A 17,015-nucleotide genomic window follows, 5' to 3' on the forward strand; every position below is an offset into this window, starting at 1 on the left:
CAAGGCTCCGACGCGTCACCGGGTGCCATCACCGAAGGCACCGCGTGCCTACTTTCTCCAAATCAAGAGGTTTTCGCCCTCAACCCTTTGATCGATCATCGATCAGGGAGTTACAGTCGCCGACGGACTTCCACCGAAGTCCCTGCCCTGTCCTGCCAAAGACCAAGGGCACCCCCGAACCCTTACCGATGAGGGAACCCCCTTCGACTGAGGAAGGCGGCGACATGACCGACCCCCACGCCATCCAGCCGAGCGCGCTCGACCAGCTCCCGGACCGCGACCCGGAGGAGACCGCCGAGTGGCAGGCCTCCCTGGACGCCGTCGCCAGGGAGGCCGGGCCGCACCGCGCCGCGTACCTGATGCGCCGCACGCTGGAGCGCGCCGAGGCGGGCGGCATCGCGCTGCCGAAGCTCCTCGAGACCGACTACGTCAACACCATCCCCACCTCCGCCGAGCCGGGCGTGCCCGGCGACCCGGAGATGGAGGCCCGGATCACCGCCTGGAACCGCTGGAACGCGGCCGCGATGGTGACCCGGGGCGCGAAGCACGGCGTCGGCGGCCACATCGCCACCTTCGCCTCCGCCGCCTGGCTGTACGAGACGGGCTTCAACCACTTCTTCAAGGGCAAGGAGGGTGACGGCTCCGGCGACCAGCTGTACATCCAGGGCCACGCCTCCCCCGGCATCTACGCCCGCGCCTTCCTGGACGGCCGCCTGAACGAGGCGCACCTGGACAACTTCCGCCAGGAGGCCGGCGGCAACGGCCTGCCGTCGTACCCGCACCCGCGCCGCCTCCCCTGGCTGTGGGAGTTCCCGACGGTGTCGATGGGCCTCGGCCCGCTCTCCGCGATCTACCAGGCGCGTTTCAACCGCTACCTGACCAACCGCGGCATCAAGGACGTCTCCGCGTCCCACGTGTGGGCCTTCCTCGGCGACGGCGAGATGGACGAGCCGGAGTCGACGGCGGCGCTCGCGCTGGCCGCGCGTGAGGAACTGGACAACCTCACCTTCGTCATCAACTGCAACCTGCAGCGCCTCGACGGCCCGGTCCGCGCCAACTTCAAGATCGTGCAGGAGCTGGAGGCCCAGTTCCGCGGCGCCGGCTGGAACGTGATCAAGACGCTGTGGGGCACGGCCTGGGACGAGCTGTTCCAGCTCGACACCACCGGCGCGCTGGTACGCCGGCTGCGCGAGGTACCGGACGCGCAGATCCAGACGTACCAGACCCGCGACGCCGCCTACATCCGCCAGGACTTCTTCGGCAAGGACCCGGCGCTCGCCGAGATGGCGAAGCTGCTGAGCGACGACAAGATCCTGGAGTGCTTCCACCTCTCCCGCGGTGGTCACGAGTCCCGCAAGGTCTACGCCGCGTACCGGGCCGCCGTCGAGCACAAGGGCGCGCCGACCGTGATCCTGGCCCAGACGGTCAAGGGCCACACCCTCGGCGAGGGCTTCGCGTCGAAGAACGCCAACCACCAGATGAAGAAGCTCTCGGTGGACGAGTTCAAGACGATGCGGGACCTGCTGGACCTGCCGATCAAGGACAGCGACTTCGTCGACGGCGTGGTGCCCTACGGCCACCCGGGCGCCGACTCCCCCGAGGTCCGCTACCTCCAGGAGCGCCGCGCGGCCCTCGGCGGCCCCGCCCCGGCCCGCCGTACGCACGCGCTGGCCCCGCTGCCGGCCCCGGCGGAGAAGGCCTTCGCCTCCTTCGACAAGGGCTCGGGTTCGCAGAACGTCGCCACCACCATGGCCTTCGTCCGTCTCGTCAAGGACCTGGTCCGCGACAAGGAGACCGGCAGGCGCTGGGTGCCGATCGTCCCCGACGAGGCGCGCACCTTCGGCATGGAGTCGCTGTTCCCGTCGCTCGGGATCTACTCCCCCAAGGGCCAGACGTACGAGCCGGTCGACCGCGACCAGCTGATGTACTACAAGGAGGCCCGGAACGGCCAGATCCTCAACGAGGGGATCACCGAGGCCGGTTCGATGGCCGACTTCATCGCCGCGTCCACCGCGTACGCGACGCACGGCGAGGCGATGATCCCGTTCTACATCTTCTACTCGATGTTCGGCTGGCAGCGCACCGCCGACCAGATGTGGCAGCTCGGCGACCAGCTCGGCCGCGGCTTCCTCGTCGGCGCCACCGCGGGCCGTACGACCCTGACGGGCGAGGGCCTGCAGCACGCCGACGGCCACTCGCCGGTCATCGCCGCGACCAACCCGGCCGCGCTGACGTACGACCCCGCGTTCGCCTACGAGATCGCGGTGATCGTCCGTGAGGGTCTGCGCCGGATGTACGGCGAGGCCAAGCCGGGCGAGGACCAGAACGTCTTCTACTACCTGACGGTCTACAACGAGCCGCTGCCGCAGCCGGCGAAGCCGCAGGGCCTCGGCATCGACGAGGGCATCGTCAAGGGCCTGTACCGCTTCAACACGGCGGAGTCCGCGGGCGTGACCGTGGCCGCCAACGCCCCGCGCATCCAGCTGCTGGGCTCGGGTACGGCGATCCACTGGGCCCTCGAAGCGCAGCGGCTGCTCGCCGAGGAGTGGGGCGTGGCCGCCGACGTGTGGTCCGCGACCTCCTGGTCCGAGCTGCGCCGGGACGCCCTGGAGGCCGACGCGGCACTGCTGCGCGGCGAGGAGCGGGTGCCGTACGTCCGCCAGGCGCTCCAGGGCGCCGAGGGCCCGGTCCTCGCGGTGTCCGACTACATGCGCCAGGTCCCGGACCAGATCGCGCAGTGGGTCGAGCAGGACTGGTCCTCGCTGGGCGCCGACGGCTTCGGCCTGTCGGACACCCGCGAGGCCGCCCGCCGCCACTTCGGCGTCGATGCCCCGTCGATCGTCGTGGCGGCCCTCGCCCAGCTGGCCCGCCGCGGCGAGGTCAAGGCGACGGCGGTCAAGGAGGCCCGGGAGAAGTACGGGCTGTAAGGCAGCACCGCTCACGTGAGAGGCCCCCGCTTCGGCGGGGGCCTCTTGCATGATGGGCGCATGCGCGCCGCTCGTCTCATCAAGATGGTCCTGCTCCTCCAGTCCCGGCCCGCCATGACGGCGGCCGAGCTGGCGCGGGAGCTGGAGGTGTCGGAGCGGACCGTGACCCGGGACGCGCAGGCGCTGTCGGAGGCGGGGGTGCCGGTCTACGCGGAGCGGGGGCGGGTCGGCGGGTACCGGCTGGTCGGGGGGTACCGGACGCGCCTGACCGGGCTGGCGCGGAGCGAGGCCGAGGCGCTGTTCCTGAGCGGGGTGCCGGGGGCGCTGAGGGAGATGGGACTCGAGGACGCGGCCTCGGCGGCCCGGCTGAAGGTCTCCGCCGCGCTGCTGCCCTCGCTGCGGGACGCGCCGGACACGGCCGCGCAGCGGTTCCACCTGGACGCGCCCGCCTGGTTCCGGGAGCCGGAGACGCCCGCGCCGCTGCCGGCGCTCGCCGAGGCGGTGTGGGACGACCGGCGGGTCGGCGCGGTGTACCGGCGCGGGGAGACGGCCGTTCGGCGGCTGCTGGAGCCGTACGGGCTCGTGCTGAAGGCCGGGGTCTGGTACCTGTGCGCGCGGGCGGCGGACAGCGGCTCGTTCCGGACGTACCGGATCGACCGGTTCGACGGCGTCGACGTCCTCGGCGAACGCTTCGACCGCGACCCGGACTTCGACCTGCCCGGCTTCTGGACGGAGCAGGCCGAGCGGTTCGCCCGGTCGATCCTGCGGGCGGAGGTGGTCGTACGGCTGTCCCCGGAGGGTGTGCGCCGGCTGCCGCACGCCGTGGATCCGCTCGGTGCGCGGGAGGCGCTGCGGAACCCGGGCGAGCCGGATGCCGGGGGCTGGGTGACGGTGACGCTGCCCGTGGAGTCGGAGGAGGTCGCGCACGGCCAGCTGACGGCGCTGGGCGCGGAGGCGGAGGTGCTGGCTCCGGAGAGTCTGCGGGAGCGGTTCGCGGCGGACGCGGCCCGGATCGCCGCGCTGTACCGCCGTAACGAGGACCGGTGAGGATCCCGGGACTCCGCGTGCGGCCCACCGGCCGAGGCCCGATGCTGGTTCCGTGATGGACGAGACGGAGTTCTGGGAGCTGATCGACTCCAGCCGGGAGGCGGCCGAGGGCGACCCGGAGGAGCAGGCCGACGCGCTCCTGGACCGGCTGCTCCAGCTGGACCCCGAGCTGGTGCTGGACTTCGCCCGTCACTTCGAGGCCCGTTACAACCGCGCCTACCGCTGGGACCTGTGGGGGGCGGCCTGGCTGCTGCTGGACGGGTGCAGCGACGACGCGTTCGACTTCTTCCGGTGCTGGCTGATCGGCCAGGGCCGGGAGGTGTTCGAGGGCGCCCTGCACGAGCCGGACGCGCTGGCCGAGCTGCTGGGCGAGTTCGACGAGGAGATCGACGGCGACGGCGAGGAGCTGGGTTACGCGGCCGACGAGGCGTACGAGCAGCTGACCGGCACCGTCGCCCCCGACCTGGGGATCGCCCCGGCACCCGCCGAGCCGGCGGGCACGCCCCTGGACCTGGAGGACGACCGGGCCCTCGCGCAGCGCTACCCCCGCCTGTGGGAGCGGTTCAGGGGGTGAGGCCGGGGGGCGCGTTGGCCGCGGTGGAGCACCGGAAGGGCGTGATGTCGAAACCCCGTTTCCCCTCGCGGAAGGCCGGACGCCCCGCGAACGCACCGTCGAGAAGCGCCTTCTCACCGAATCCGAAGGCGGTGAATATCCCCCCGCCATCGGGTGCCCCCCGTGGATGCGGTGTTCCGGCCGCTCAGCGCATTCACGTATTCCGTGATGTGGTTGATGCTCGAAAAATCCTGGGCCCGTACGTCCCGGAGGGCGGGAGCCAGGCCAGGGAGAAGGAGTCGACCACGAATTCCGTGTCGTCCTCGACATCCTCCACGCCGGTCCGCCGGCGCCGGGCGTTCCGTGGATTCGTTTGCGCCCAACAAGTGCCGCCGGAATGACGGCCGGATCTGAGCCCAAGAAGGGAACGTTCCGATTCCGATCGTGCGCGCATTCGGCCATTCCACGGAGGATCCGAATACGGCGCCGCACCCCGCCCGTGATGTGCACTGTGCCACTTGATGGAACCATCGTCCTGGTCCAGGTCGTTTCCCGGGTGCGGACGTACATGACCGGTTCTGCCACCCGGGGGCCGCGCCAGGGCGTGTGCTGATCAGCGGACCGATCCCGTCCGTACTGAGGGGTCCGAGAGAAAGGCGGCTCCGTGGACCTGCTGGACCTGCTGCTCGTGCTGCTGATCGCCGTCTACGCGGTGGCCGGCTACCGGCGCGGGCTGGTGGCGGGCTGCGTGTCGCTGGCCGGGTTCGTGGGCGGCGCGGCGGCCGGCGTGTGGCTGCTGCCGTGGGTGACGGACCAGGTGGCGCGGGGTACGGCGGCGACGGTCCTCGCGGTGGTGACGGTGCTGCTGCCGGGGGTGGTGGGGCACGAGCTGGCGGGCCGGCTGGCGCTGCGGCTGCGCGGGGAACTGGACCGGGGGCCGCTCCGGGTGGCGGACGGGGTGGGGGGCGCGGCGGCGAACTCGGTCGCGGTGCTGGTCGTGGCCTGGGTGGCGGCGAGCGTGCTGGGCGCGGCCCCGGCTGAGCCCCTGACGGCGGCGATACGGAACTCCACGCTGCTCGGCGCGGTGCAGCAGGCGATGCCGCAGACCACGCCCGCGTGGTTCTCGCGGGCCACCTCCGCGCTGTCCGAGGCGGGCTTCCCGCAGGTGTTCAACCCGTTCGAGAACGAGTCGACGGCCCGGGTGCCCCGGCCGACCGGGGACAGCGTCACCCCGGCGGCGGCGCGCGCGGCGCGGCTGAGCTCGGTGAAGGTCGAGGGCACCGCGGGCGCGGAGGGCCGCGAGGGCAGCGGATTCGTGTACGCGCCGCAGCGGGTGATGACCAACGCGCACGTGGTGGCCGGCATCGACGACCCGGGCGTGCGGGTGGGAGGGGTCGGGCCGTCGTACCCGGCACGGGTGGTGCTCTTCGACCCGGACCGGGACGTGGCGGTGCTGTACGTGCCGGGGCTGCGGGCGCCGGTGCTGCGGTTCGACCCGGGTGCCGCGCGCGGGGACGCGGCCGTGGTGGCGGGCTACCCGCAGAACGGGTCGCTGGACCTGCAGGCGGCGACGGTGGGCAACCGGGTACGGGCGACCGGCCGGAACATCTACGACGACCGCACGGTCACCCGGGAGATCTACTCGGTCCGCTCCACGGTCCGGCCGGGCAACTCCGGCGGGCCACTGTTGACGACGGACGGCCGGGTGTTCGGGATGGTCTTCGCCCGGTCCACCTCGGACTCGGAGACGGGGTACGCGCTGACGGCGGCCGAGGTGGCGGGCGACGCCCGGCGCGCGGCCACGGCGACGGCCCGGGTGGACACGGGCGCGCTGGTCGACTCCTAGCCGGTTGCCGCCCGGTTGCCCGCCCGGTTCGCGGGGGCGCCGGGCCTACAGGCCGCGGCCCATGCACACGTCGTCGACGTACCGGCCGTCGATGAGGAACTCCCCCGGCAGCACGCCCTCGACGGCGAACCCCTCGGACGCGTACAGGGAGCGGGCCGGGGTGTTGTGCCCGAGCACGCGCAGGGTGAGGCGGCGTGCCCCGCGCCGGCGCGCCTCGGTGACGGCTGCCCGGACCAGCGCGCGCCCGACGCCGCGCCCACGGGCCTCGTCGGCGACGGCGAACCCCTGGATCGCCAGGACGTGCGCGTTGGAGGGGAGCGGGGTGGGGCGGGCGAGGCGGATGTAGCCGAGGAGGCGTCCGCCGGACTCGGCGACGAGGAAGTCCTCCGGCTGGTGCCGCTCGTCGAAGAACGGCTGGTACGGCGGCTGCGGCCGGGGGGTCACGGCGTGCAGGACGGACCACGTGTCCCGGTCGAGGACGGCGAGTTCGTCCTCGTCGTCGGCGCGGGCGAGGCGTATGGAGGGCTCCGGCATGACGGTCACCCTACGGCGCGCGGTTCGCACGGCCCCAACGGGTTTACGGCCGGCCGTACGGTCATGCTGATGCCATGGAACGTTCACGCATCGCGGTGGCCGGCGCGTCCGGCCTCATCGGCAGCGCCCTGGTGCGGTCCCTGACCGCGGACGGGCACGAGGTGGTACGGCTGGTGCGCCGGGCCCCCCGGGGCGCGGACGAGGTCCGCTGGGACCCGGAGCGGGGTGAGGTCGACGCGGCCGGGCTGACCGGGTGCGACGCGGTGGTCAACCTGGCGGGGGCCGGGGTGGGCGACCGGCGCTGGACCCCCGGGTACAAGCGGGTCATGCGGGACAGCAGGGTGCTGGGCACGGCCGCCCTGGCCGAGGCGGTGGCCGCGCTGCCGCGGCCGCCGCGGGTGTTCGTGAACGGCAGCGCGATCGGCTTCTACGGCGACACGGGCGACCGGGTGGTGGACGAGGAGGCGCCGCCGGGCGACGGCTTCCTGGCCGGGCTGTGCGTGGAGTGGGAGGAGGCGGCGTCACCCGCCGAGGAGGCGGGTGTGCGGACGGTGTTCGCCCGCACCGGCCTGGTGGTGGCCCGGGGCGGCGGGGCCTGGGGGCGGCTGTTCCCCCTGTTCCGGGCGGGGCTCGGGGGCAGGCTGGGCGACGGGCGGCAGTACTGGTCGTACATCGCGCTGCACGACGAGGTGGCCGCGCTGCGGCATCTCATCGACCACGACGGCCTCGTCGGCCCCTTCAACCTGACGGCTCCCCAGCCGCTGACCAACGCGGAGATCACCGCGGCGATGGGCCGGGTGCTGCACCGGCCGGCGGTGTGCGCGGTGCCCGCCCCGGTGCTGCGGGCGGCGCTCGGGGAGATGGCCGGGGACGTGCTGGGCAGCCAGCGGGTGGTGCCGAGGCGGCTGCTGGAGTCGGGTTTCCGGTTCGCGTTCCCGGGCATCGACGAGGCGATCCGCGCGGCCGGGTGACACCGGCGAACGGATGTGACCGTATGCGACCTCTATGCGACCGTGCCCTGTTGATGCGCGACTGCTCCTGACCGATCACGGCCCTACTCTCGACCCGAACTCGGGTATCCGTGGCGCCTGTTGGGGGCATGACGTCTCCACCGGCCGCGTAACCACAGGAGGGGCCTCGTGCTTGAGCCCGCGTACCAGGTGGACGTCGTCATCGTGGGAGCCGGAATCGCCGGCCTCTCGGCGGCCCATCGGCTGACCAGTGCAGGAATCACCACCGCGGTCCTGGAGGCCGCCCCGTACGTCGGCGGCCGCATGTCGACCGAGAAGGTCGACGGCTTCCGGCTCGACCGCATCGGGCAGCTGCTGTCCACGTCCTATCCCGAACTCCGCCTGTCCCCGGGCCTGGACGCCCTGACCCTGCGCCGCTTCGCGCCGGGCGTCCTGCTGCACCGCGACGGCCGCACCCAGCGCGCGGGCGCGCCGGCGGGCGGCGGGAGCGCACGGGGCGCACGGGGCGCACTTCATGTGGTGCGCGCCCTCGCCAACGCCCCCCGGGGGACGGCGGCCGCGCCCGCCGCGCCGGTGGGCGGCGCGGTGGACCAGGCCCGGCTGGGCGCCGCGCTCGGCCGGATCGCGGCGACCCCCGTCGAACGCGTCCTGGGCCGCCCCGAGATGCCCGCCGCCCAGGCGCTCGCCCGGCGCGGGGTGCCGCCCCGCACCATCGACGGCTTCCTGCGCCCGCTGCTGGCCACGCTGCTGTGCGACCCGGGGCTGACCACGTCCAGCAGGTGCGCCGACCTGGCGCTGCATGCCTTCGCGAGCGGCCGGCTGTGCGTGCCGGAGGGCGGCGCGGAGATGCTGCCGGTGCTGCTGGCCCGGGCGCTGCCGCCGGGCACCGTGCACACCGGGGTGCGGGTCACCGCGGTCTCCACGACCTCCGTGGCCACCGCCGAGCACGGGGAGATCCGCTGCCGGGCGGTGCTGCTGGCGACGGACGCGCGGGCCGCGGCCGAACTGCTGCCCGGGCTGAGGGTGCCGGACTTCCACCCGGTGACGGTCGTCCACCACACCACCGACGACCCGGCGGCGGTCCTCGCCACGGGCAGCTCACTGCTCCTGGACGCCGACCGGGGCGGACCGGTCGCGCACACGGCCGTGCTCAGCACCGTGGACCCGAGCCGGGCGCCGGCCGGCCGCGTCCTGATCTCCTCCACGGTGCTGGGCACCCCGCCGGAAGGGGTGGACACGGCGGTCCGCATCCACCTCTCCCGCCTCTACGGCACCTCCACGCGCCGCTGGGAGACCCTGGCCGTCCACCACACCCCCGAGGCGGTCCCGGCCATGCGCCCCCCGCACGACCTGCGCCGCCCGGTACGCCTCCTGGCCGGCCTCTACGTCTGCGGCGACCACCGCGACACCAGCACGGTCCAGGGCGCCCTGCATTCGGCCCGCCGGGCGGCGTCGGCCGTCCTGGCGGACCTCGGCGCGGCGGGTTCGATGCACAGCGCGGACCCGCTCCCGACGATGCCGAGGGCGGCGTAGGCGCCCCTCACCGGCGCGGGGAACCGCGCGACGAGCCACGGCGAACCGCACCCGGCACACGACGGCCGGCGGCACGCGCCCCTCACCCCAGCGCCGCCACCTTCTCCCGGTACACCCTCACCGGCGCCGCGTCCCGGTAGGGCTCCAGCCGGCGCTCGAAGTCCCTCACGTACTCCACCGCGCGGGCGGACCGCATCTCCGCGGCCTGCCCCGCCGCCTCCGCCGCCAGCGCGCACGCCTGGTCGAGCTCGCCGAGGCCGAGCCGGGCCGTGGCGAGGACGATCCGGCAGAACAGCCGGCTGCGGGCGTAGACCGGCGCCCGCAGCTGGAGCGAACGCTCCGCGTGCTGCGCGGCCGCCCGGAACTGCTGGAGGTCGCGGTGGCAGTGGCCGAACTCGTCGGCGAGCTGTGCCTCGTCGAAGAAGCCGGCCCAGTACGGCACCTCGTCCCCGGGCCGGGCCGCCTCCAGGGCGCGCTCGGCCCGCACCAGCGCCGCGGTGCAGGCCCGCACCTCGCCGAGGACGGCGTGCGCCCGCGCCTCGGACGCGTGCAGCAGCGCCTGCACGACCGGGACGGCGCCGCTGCCGACGCCCTGCTGGGCGACCCGCGCCAGCTGCACGGCCTCCCTGCCGTGGCCGAGGTAGACGGCCTGGCGGCTCATGGTCACCAGGACGTAGGAGCCGTAGGCCCGGTCACCGGCCGCCTGGGCGAGCCGCAGGGCCTGGACGAAGTAGCGCTGGGCGAGGCCGTGCGCGGCGATGTCGTACGAGGTCCAGCCCGCGAGCCGGGTCAGGTCGGCGGCGGCGCCGAACAGCCGGCGGCCGGTCTGCTCGTCGTAGGAGCCGCGGAGCATCGGCTCGCACTCGTGCTCCAGGTAGCGCACCAGCGCCTGCCGGGCGTGGCCGCCGCCGAAGCGGTCGTCGAGGGTGCGGAACAGCTGGCCCACCGAGTGCAGCGCGGCGATGTCACCACCGGTGACCCTGTGCCCGGTGGCACGCTCGGCCTGCCCGCGCATCCGGGGCGGCAGCAGGGGCTGGGGCCTGGCCGCGCCGGGCCGGCCCTGCGGCGGCACCCGGGGCGCCGGTTCGCGGGCCACCCGGTCGTCGGCCTTGCCGATCAGCCAGTCCCGGCTGGGCACCACGAGCCCGGCCGGGGTGAAGGCGATCTTGCGCAGCTCGGCGTGGCTGCCGGAGTCCTTGCGCCACAGCCCGCTGACGATGTCGACGGCCTCCTCCGGGGTGGCCGCGAACTCCAGCCCGGCGTACACCGGCGCGCAGGCGTCCAGGCCGAGGTCCTGGGCGGTGAGCCGGCGTCCGAGCCGGCGGGTGAACACCTCGGCGATGAGGGCCGGGGTCGTCCCGCGCGGCTGCTGTCCGCGCAGCCAGCGGGTGACCGATGTCTTGTCGTATCTGAGATCCAGCCCGTGCTCCAGGCCGAGCTGGTCGACGCGACGGGCCAGACCCGCGTTGGAGAACCCCGCTTCTGCGATGAGCGCGGCGAGTTGGCGGTTGGGGGTGCGCTGCGCGGGTCGGTCCGTCATCTGCGGTGCGGTCTCCTGCCTTCCGGGCCTGTCGACGTGCCCGGATTGCCTTTGAGCAGCCCTTATGGCCTCACGAACGGCGCGAATGTAGCGGAGAGTGAGCAGACGGTCGCATACTTCCCCGGGCATTCATCCGATCGTGTGAGGAACGCCCGCAGGGCTGACGTACGCCGGTCGGACGTACAGTGGCGTGGGCGCGAAACATGCCTGACACACCCATCGCCGAGGGAGGCGCTTGCCGTGAGTGAGTTGCGGTTCGTCCGCATGGGCTTCGGAGCGGATGCCGTCGAATACCAGCGGGCCTGGGACGAGCAGCGCCGGGTGCACGCGGCCCGGTTCGCCGACGAGGTGCCGGACACCGTGATCCTGCTGGAGCACCCCCCGGTCTACACCGCCGGCCGGCGCACCGAGGACAGCGAGCGCCCGCTGGACGGCACCCCGGTCATCGACGTGGACCGCGGCGGCAAGATCACCTGGCACGGCCCGGGCCAGCTCGTGGGCTACCCGATCCAGAAGCTCCCCCGCCCGGTGGACGTGGTCGCGCACGTACGGCGGCTGGAGGAGGCGATCATCCGCACCTGCGCCGAGTTCGGGCTGGAGACCACCCGGGTCGAGGGGCGCAGCGGGGTGTGGGTGCTCGGCGACCCGGTCGAGCAGCGGCCGAAGCTCGGCGGGCTCTCGCTGGACTTCGACCCGCGGCTGCAGGACGAGGAGTTCGACCCCCGGCTGAACGGCCCGGAGTACGCCCCCTCCAACGCGGGCCAGCGCCGCGAGGACCGCAAGATCGCCCAGATCGGCATCCGGGTGGCCAAGGGCGTCACCATGCACGGCTTCTCGTTCAACGTGAACCCCGACATGAAGTGGTTCGACCGGATCATCCCGTGCGGCATCCGGGACGCGGGCGTCGCCTCCCTCACCGGCGAGCTGGGCCGGGACGTCACCATCGAGGAGGTCCTGCCGGTGATCGAGAAGCACCTGCGGGACGTCCTGGAGAACGCCGAGCTGAAGCCGAGGGTGATCGAGACGGCCTCCGCCTGACCGTCCGTGGGGGAATGCGCCCTGCGACTGCGGGGTTGGCCTCTGCGGCAGGGCGCGAACAGTACGGGCGTACCCTGGTGTGCGCCGAAGAATCGAAGTCACAGGGAGCCGACGTGTCCGCAGTCTCACCCGACGGACGCAAGATGCTGCGCCTGGAGGTCCGCAACAGCCAGACCCCCATCGAGCGCAAGCCCGAGTGGATCAAGACCCGGGCGAAAATGGGCCCCGAGTACTCGAAGATGCAGAACCTCGTGAAGAGCGAGGGGCTGCACACGGTGTGCCAGGAAGCCGGGTGCCCGAACATCTACGAGTGCTGGGAGGACCGCGAGGCGACCTTCCTCATCGGCGGCGACCAGTGCACCCGGCGCTGTGACTTCTGCCAGATCGACACCGGCAAGCCCGAGGCGCTCGACCGCGACGAGCCGCGCCGTGTCGGCGAGTCCGTGGTCACGATGGACCTGAACTACGCCACCATCACCGGCGTCGCCCGCGACGACCTGGAGGACGGCGGGGCCTGGCTGTACGCCGAGACCGTGCGCCAGATCCACCAGCAGACCGCCGGCCGCGAGGGCGGCCGCACCAAGGTCGAGCTGCTGGCCCCCGACTTCAACGCGGTCCCGGAGCAGCTGGCGGAGGTCTTCGCCTCCCGTCCGGAGGTCTTCGCGCACAACGTCGAGACGGTCCCGCGGATCTTCAAGCGGATCCGCCCCGGCTTCCGCTACGAGCGCTCGCTGAAGGTGATCACCGAGGCCCGCGACTACGGCCTGGTCACCAAGTCCAACCTGATCCTGGGCATGGGCGAGACCCGCGAGGAGGTCAGCGAGGCGCTGAAGCAGCTGCACGACGCCGGCTGCGAGCTGATCACCATCACGCAGTACCTGCGGCCGTCCGTGCGGCACCACCCGGTGGAGCGCTGGGTGAAGCCGCAGGAGTTCGTGGAGCTGAAGGAGGAGGCCGAGGAGATCGGCTTCTCCGGTGTGATGTCCGGCCCGCTGGTCCGCTCCTCCTACCGCGCCGGCCGCCTGTTCCAGATGGCGATCGAGAAGCGGGGCGAGTTCGTCGCCGCCCAGGCGGTGTGAGCCGAGCGTGTGAATTCACGCACAAGCACTTACCGGCCAGTAATGGCCGAGTCGACGCGGTCCCGGCCGTCCTCGCTGATGAGGGCGGCGCCGGGGCCGCGTCGCCGTTCCGGCACGGCCCGTTCGGACTTCACGGGCGTTTGACCGGCGGGTCACGCCCTGGTAACACCAAACAGTGACCCTGGTATCACGCCCCGTATCGCCACTGCTCCGAGGGGGGACCTCGCTCATGCAGGCCGCACCCGTACGCGCCACCGCCATCCCGTCCTTCACCGACGCCCTCCGCGCCGTCGAGTCCCTGCTCATGAGCGGCGGACAGCGCACCGCCCGCCGCAACGCCTGGACCTCCGTCCTGGAGGACCGCCGCCGTGCCAAGGACCGGGTCGAGGCCGAGCGGTTCCTGCAGCAGGCCGCCGGCCGCTCCTGACGCCTCCGCCCCCACCGCCCCGGCTCCCCCGCCGGGCACTGCCGTCGTCCGCGCTCCCGGGGGCACGTAGACTTCGTGGCATGGCGAGGAAGGAAACCGCGGCGGACGCCGCGAACGCAGGGCGGCTGAAGCAGATCGCCCTCACGTACAAGATGACCCGCAAGGCCGACACGAAGATCGGTCTTGTACTCGCGGCCGTCGGCATCGGCACCCTCGGTGTCTTCCTCGCGATCGGCTTCCTGATCGGTCACCCGGTCTACCTGGGCATCTTCGGCCTGCTGATCGCTCTGCTGGCGACGGCGATCGTGTTCGGCCGCCGGGCCGAGCGGGCCGCCTTCGGCCAGATGGAGGGCCAGCCGGGCGCCGCAGCGGCCGTGCTGGACAACATCGGCCGGGGCTGGACGACGACGCCGGCGGTGGCGATGAACCGCAGCCAGGACGTGGTGCACCGGGCCGTCGGCAAGGCGGGCATCGTGCTGGTCGCCGAGGGCAACCCGAACCGGGTGAAGAGCCTGCTGGCCGCCGAGAAGAAGAAGATGAACCGCATCGTCGCGGACGTCCCGGTGCACGACCTGATCGTCGGCACCGGCGAGGGCCAGGTCGAGCTGAAGAAGCTCCGCACCACCATGCTGAAGCTGCCGCGCGTGCTGACCGGTCCCCAGGTGACCGCCACCAACGACCGGCTGCGCGCCCTGGGCGACCTGATGAGCAACATGCCGCTGCCGAAGGGCCCCATGCCCAAGGGGATGAAGCTTCCCAAGGGCGGTCCGCGGGGCCGCTGAGCCTGACACGCCGCCCAACGGAGTATCCGCCCGGTAATCGGGTCATGCGCTCCTAGCCTTCGGAATGTGACAAAACGACACATCGCGTACCTGGCGTGCACCACGGCTCTCGTCGGCGCGTTCACCGGCACCACCCCGGCGTCGGCCGCCCACCGGACCCTCGTGGTGCACCCCGGTGAGTCGATCCAGAAGGCGGTCAACGCCGCCAAGGCCGGCGACACGGTCTTCGTGCTCGCCGGCACCTACCGTGAGAGCGTCACGGTGAAGACGCCGGACCTGACCCTGCGCGGCGCGGGCCCCGGCACCGTCATCCAGCCCTCCAAGAAGAAGACCAAGCCCGCCCCGCACGGGACGAAGACCCGTGCCGGGGCCGGCAAGAAGGCCGCCGTCACCTGTCTTTCGGACGGCAACGGCATCTGTGTCGTCGGGGGCAAGAACAAGCCCCTGAAGGGCGTCACCGTCTCCGATCTGAAGGTGACCGGGTTCGCCCGGAACGGCCTGTTCTCCATGGGCACCGACCGGCTGACCGTGAAGCGTGTCATCGCCGAGCGCAACGGCCAGTGGGGCATCGCCCAGGAGCACTCCACCCGCGGGCTGTTCCGGAACAACACCGCCCTGGGCAACGGGGACGCGGGCCTGTTCCTCGCCAACAACGTCAAGGCCGAGCAGGGCGCCGCGGACAGCAAGGGCGCGGTGGTGGACCACAACCGGCTGCAGGACAACCGGATCGGCCTCACCGTCCGCCGCCTGCGCAACCTCTCCGTCACGAAGAACTACGTCACCGGCAACTGCGCGGGCGTGTTCGTCGTCGGCGACGAGAACAAGCCGCGGGCCGGCGCCCTCACCGTCAGCGACAACCTGGTCGTGCAGAACAACAAGTACTGCCCGAAGACCGCCCGGCTGCCCTATCTGAAGGGCTCCGGCATCGTGCTGACCGGCACCGAGAACGCCCTGGTCACGCGGAACCGGGTCACCGGCCACCGGGGCAAGTCCCCGCTGTCGGGCGGCATCGTCCTGTTCAAGAGCTTCGTCGGCGCCCCCAGCGAGAAGAACCGGATCACCGGCAACCACCTCGCGGACAACTCCCCGGCGGACCTCGTCAACCAGGAGACGGCCAAGAGCGGCAACGCCTTCACCGGCAACTCCTGCCGGGCCTCCAGGCCCGCGGGTCTGTGCTGACCGGACGGCCGTACCCGATCCACGCAAGGAAGGAAGGCGGCACATGACCGCACCATCCCGCGCGCCCTCGGCTCCCCCGGAGCCGGGGGCACCCCCCTCCCCTCCCCCGTCGATGCGGCTGCGCGAGCTGGCGTTCGGGGCGGCCTGCGCCGCCGCGGTCCGCGCCGCCGCCCGGCTGGGCGTCGCCGACGCGCTCGGGGACGCCCCCATGACCGTGGAGACCCTGGCGACGGCGGTGCACACCGAGCCGGGTCCGCTGCGCCGGCTGCTGCGCGCGCTGTCCTGCTACGGCGTCTTCGCCGAACGGCCCGACGGGACGTTCACCCACACGGAGATGTCCCGGCTGCTGCGCGAGGACGACCCGAACAGCCTGCGGGCCATCACCATGTGGTGCACCGAGCCGTGGACCTGGGACGCCTGGCCGCTGCTCGACCAGGCGGTGCGCACCGGCCGGAACGTCGTGGAGGACCTCTACGGCAAGGAGTTCTTCGCCTACCTCAACGAGGACGCCCCCGAGTCCGCGGACGTCTTCAACCGCGCGATGACCCGCTCCAGCGAGCAGTCGGCGCGGGAGGTGGCGGCCCTGCTGGACCTGTCCGGCAGCCGCTCGGTCGCCGACATCGGCGGCGGCCAGGGGCACGTGGTGGCGAGCCTGCTGGACAAGTACCCGGCCATGCAGGGCAGCCTGCTCGACCTGCCCCGGGTGGTGGAGAACGCACTGCCCCGGCTGCGCGAGGGCGGCGACCTCGCCGACCGGGTGCGGATCGTGCCCGGTGACGTCCGTGAGGCGGTCCCGGTCGAGGCCGACGCCTACGTCATCAAGAACATCCTGGAGTGGGACGACGAGAGCACGGCCCGGCTGCTGCGCAACGTCGTCGAGGCGGGCGGCCCCGGCACCCGGGTGATCGTCATCGAGAACCTGGTGGACGACACCCCCTCGATGCGGTTCAGCACCGCGATGGACCTGCTGCTGCTCCTGAACGTCGGCGGGGCCAAGCACACGACCGACAGCATGGTCGGGCGGCTGGAGGCGGCGGGTCTGGCCGTCGGCGAGATCCAGCCGGTCAACCCGTTCCTGCACGCGTTCGACTGCATCGTCCCCGCGTAAGCGGCTCCCCCGCGCCCCTGGGGGCGCGGGGCTCGCTCGCCCTGCGGCTCAGCCGCGCGGGCGTGACCCGCCACGACGCGGGCGCGGACGGCCGAGAGCCCGTCGCGGCTTTCCCGGCGGGGCGCTCAGTCGCGCTCCCACAGGTAGAAGCGCTCGGCCATGGCGTCCTTCGGGGACCGCCACGTCTCCGGGTCGTACGCGCTGACGTACGCCGAAAGCCGCTCGCTGACCTCCCTGAACTCGGGGTGGGAGGTGATCCTGGCGATGGCCGGCCCGGGCTCCCGGTCGGACTCGATGAGGTGCATGTACACATCGCCGAACTGGAAGAGGCTGCGCCGGACGACACCGACGAGGTGCGGCAGCTCTCCCCGGTCGGACTCCGCGAACACCTTGGCGATGTCCGGGGCGGAGCCCGGGGCCATGCGGGCGACGATCAGGGCCTGGTGCACGG

At 72.9% G+C, this 17,015-nt stretch carries 15 protein-coding genes; 12 read left to right on the forward strand and 3 right to left on the reverse strand.

What is annotated here, in order from left to right:
* Positions 1 to 224: 224 nt before the first annotated feature.
* The 4 genes from aceE to ACZ4VF_RS09960 all read left to right on the forward strand — a co-directional run bounded on the left by aceE (position 225) and on the right by ACZ4VF_RS09960 (position 6,373).
* Positions 225 to 2,927: a pyruvate dehydrogenase (acetyl-transferring), homodimeric type gene (aceE, locus tag ACZ4VF_RS09945; RefSeq protein WP_467924526.1), complete on the forward strand. Its 2,703-nt coding sequence runs from the start codon at positions 225 to 227 to the stop codon at positions 2,925 to 2,927.
* Positions 2,928 to 2,987: 60 nt separating this feature from the next.
* Positions 2,988 to 3,974 carry a helix-turn-helix transcriptional regulator gene (locus tag ACZ4VF_RS09950; protein WP_467924528.1) on the forward strand — a complete coding sequence of 329 codons (987 nt, stop codon included), beginning with the start codon at positions 2,988 to 2,990 and terminating at the stop codon, positions 3,972 to 3,974.
* 55 nt (positions 3,975 to 4,029) lie between these two features.
* Positions 4,030 to 4,548, forward strand: a complete 519-nt coding sequence (locus ACZ4VF_RS09955; protein WP_467925594.1) for a DUF4240 domain-containing protein — start codon at positions 4,030 to 4,032, stop codon at positions 4,546 to 4,548.
* Between the two features lie 643 nt (positions 4,549 to 5,191).
* Complete coding sequence (locus ACZ4VF_RS09960) at positions 5,192 to 6,373, forward strand: MarP family serine protease (protein WP_467924530.1); 1,182 nt, start codon at positions 5,192 to 5,194, stop codon at positions 6,371 to 6,373.
* A gap of 45 nt (positions 6,374 to 6,418) precedes the next feature.
* On the opposite strand, the gene ACZ4VF_RS09965 is transcribed toward ACZ4VF_RS09960, so the two are convergent.
* Positions 6,419 to 6,907 carry a GNAT family N-acetyltransferase gene (locus ACZ4VF_RS09965; RefSeq protein ID WP_467924532.1) on the reverse strand — a complete coding sequence of 163 codons (489 nt, stop codon included), beginning with the start codon at positions 6,905 to 6,907 and terminating at the stop codon, positions 6,419 to 6,421.
* A 74-nt stretch (positions 6,908 to 6,981) separates the two neighbouring features.
* Here ACZ4VF_RS09965 and ACZ4VF_RS09970 point away from each other — a divergent pair, with 74 nt between their 5' ends.
* Together ACZ4VF_RS09970 and ACZ4VF_RS09975 are read left to right on the forward strand one after the other, a co-directional pair.
* Positions 6,982 to 7,878 carry a TIGR01777 family oxidoreductase gene (locus tag ACZ4VF_RS09970; RefSeq protein WP_467924534.1) on the forward strand — a complete coding sequence of 299 codons (897 nt, stop codon included), beginning with the start codon at positions 6,982 to 6,984 and terminating at the stop codon, positions 7,876 to 7,878.
* A 168-nt stretch (positions 7,879 to 8,046) separates the two neighbouring features.
* A complete protein-coding gene (locus ACZ4VF_RS09975) occupies positions 8,047 to 9,411 on the forward strand; it encodes an NAD(P)/FAD-dependent oxidoreductase (RefSeq protein ID WP_467924536.1) in 1,365 nt (454 codons plus the stop codon).
* 82 nt (positions 9,412 to 9,493) lie between these two features.
* Here the strand turns inward: ACZ4VF_RS09975 and ACZ4VF_RS09980 are convergent, their stop codons facing one another.
* Positions 9,494 to 10,951 carry a regulator gene (locus ACZ4VF_RS09980; RefSeq protein WP_467924538.1) on the reverse strand — a complete coding sequence of 486 codons (1,458 nt, stop codon included), beginning with the start codon at positions 10,949 to 10,951 and terminating at the stop codon, positions 9,494 to 9,496.
* A 240-nt stretch (positions 10,952 to 11,191) separates the two neighbouring features.
* Here ACZ4VF_RS09980 and lipB point away from each other — a divergent pair, with 240 nt between their 5' ends.
* The 6 genes from lipB (at position 11,192) to ACZ4VF_RS10010 (ending at position 16,564) form a co-directional block, all read left to right on the forward strand.
* Positions 11,192 to 11,989 (forward strand): lipoyl(octanoyl) transferase LipB, encoded by a 798-nt coding sequence (gene lipB, locus ACZ4VF_RS09985; protein ID WP_467924540.1) that lies wholly within the window; start codon positions 11,192 to 11,194, stop codon positions 11,987 to 11,989.
* A 113-nt stretch (positions 11,990 to 12,102) separates the two neighbouring features.
* On the forward strand, positions 12,103 to 13,068 hold the full coding sequence (gene lipA / locus ACZ4VF_RS09990; protein WP_467924542.1) for a lipoyl synthase: 966 nt from the start codon (positions 12,103 to 12,105) through the stop codon (positions 13,066 to 13,068).
* 229 nt (positions 13,069 to 13,297) lie between these two features.
* Positions 13,298 to 13,495, forward strand: a complete 198-nt coding sequence (locus ACZ4VF_RS09995; protein WP_467924544.1) for an SCO2195 family GlnR-regulated protein — start codon at positions 13,298 to 13,300, stop codon at positions 13,493 to 13,495.
* Between the two features lie 80 nt (positions 13,496 to 13,575).
* Positions 13,576 to 14,277 (forward strand): DUF4191 domain-containing protein, encoded by a 702-nt coding sequence (locus ACZ4VF_RS10000; RefSeq protein WP_467924546.1) that lies wholly within the window; start codon positions 13,576 to 13,578, stop codon positions 14,275 to 14,277.
* Positions 14,278 to 14,343: 66 nt separating this feature from the next.
* Entirely contained in the window at positions 14,344 to 15,456 is a 1,113-nt protein-coding gene (locus tag ACZ4VF_RS10005; protein WP_467924548.1) for a right-handed parallel beta-helix repeat-containing protein, read from the forward strand.
* A 43-nt stretch (positions 15,457 to 15,499) separates the two neighbouring features.
* The gene (locus tag ACZ4VF_RS10010) at positions 15,500 to 16,564 is read left to right on the forward strand and encodes a methyltransferase (RefSeq protein WP_467924550.1); all 1,065 of its coding nucleotides are present in this window, start codon (positions 15,500 to 15,502) and stop codon (positions 16,562 to 16,564) included.
* 125 nt (positions 16,565 to 16,689) lie between these two features.
* On the opposite strand, the gene ACZ4VF_RS10015 is transcribed toward ACZ4VF_RS10010, so the two are convergent.
* Entirely contained in the window at positions 16,690 to 17,013 is a 324-nt protein-coding gene (locus ACZ4VF_RS10015; protein ID WP_467924552.1) for a TcmI family type II polyketide cyclase, read from the reverse strand.
* Positions 17,014 to 17,015 lie beyond the last annotated feature (2 nt).

This window comes from Streptomyces sp. NPDC029151, assembly GCF_055564315.1.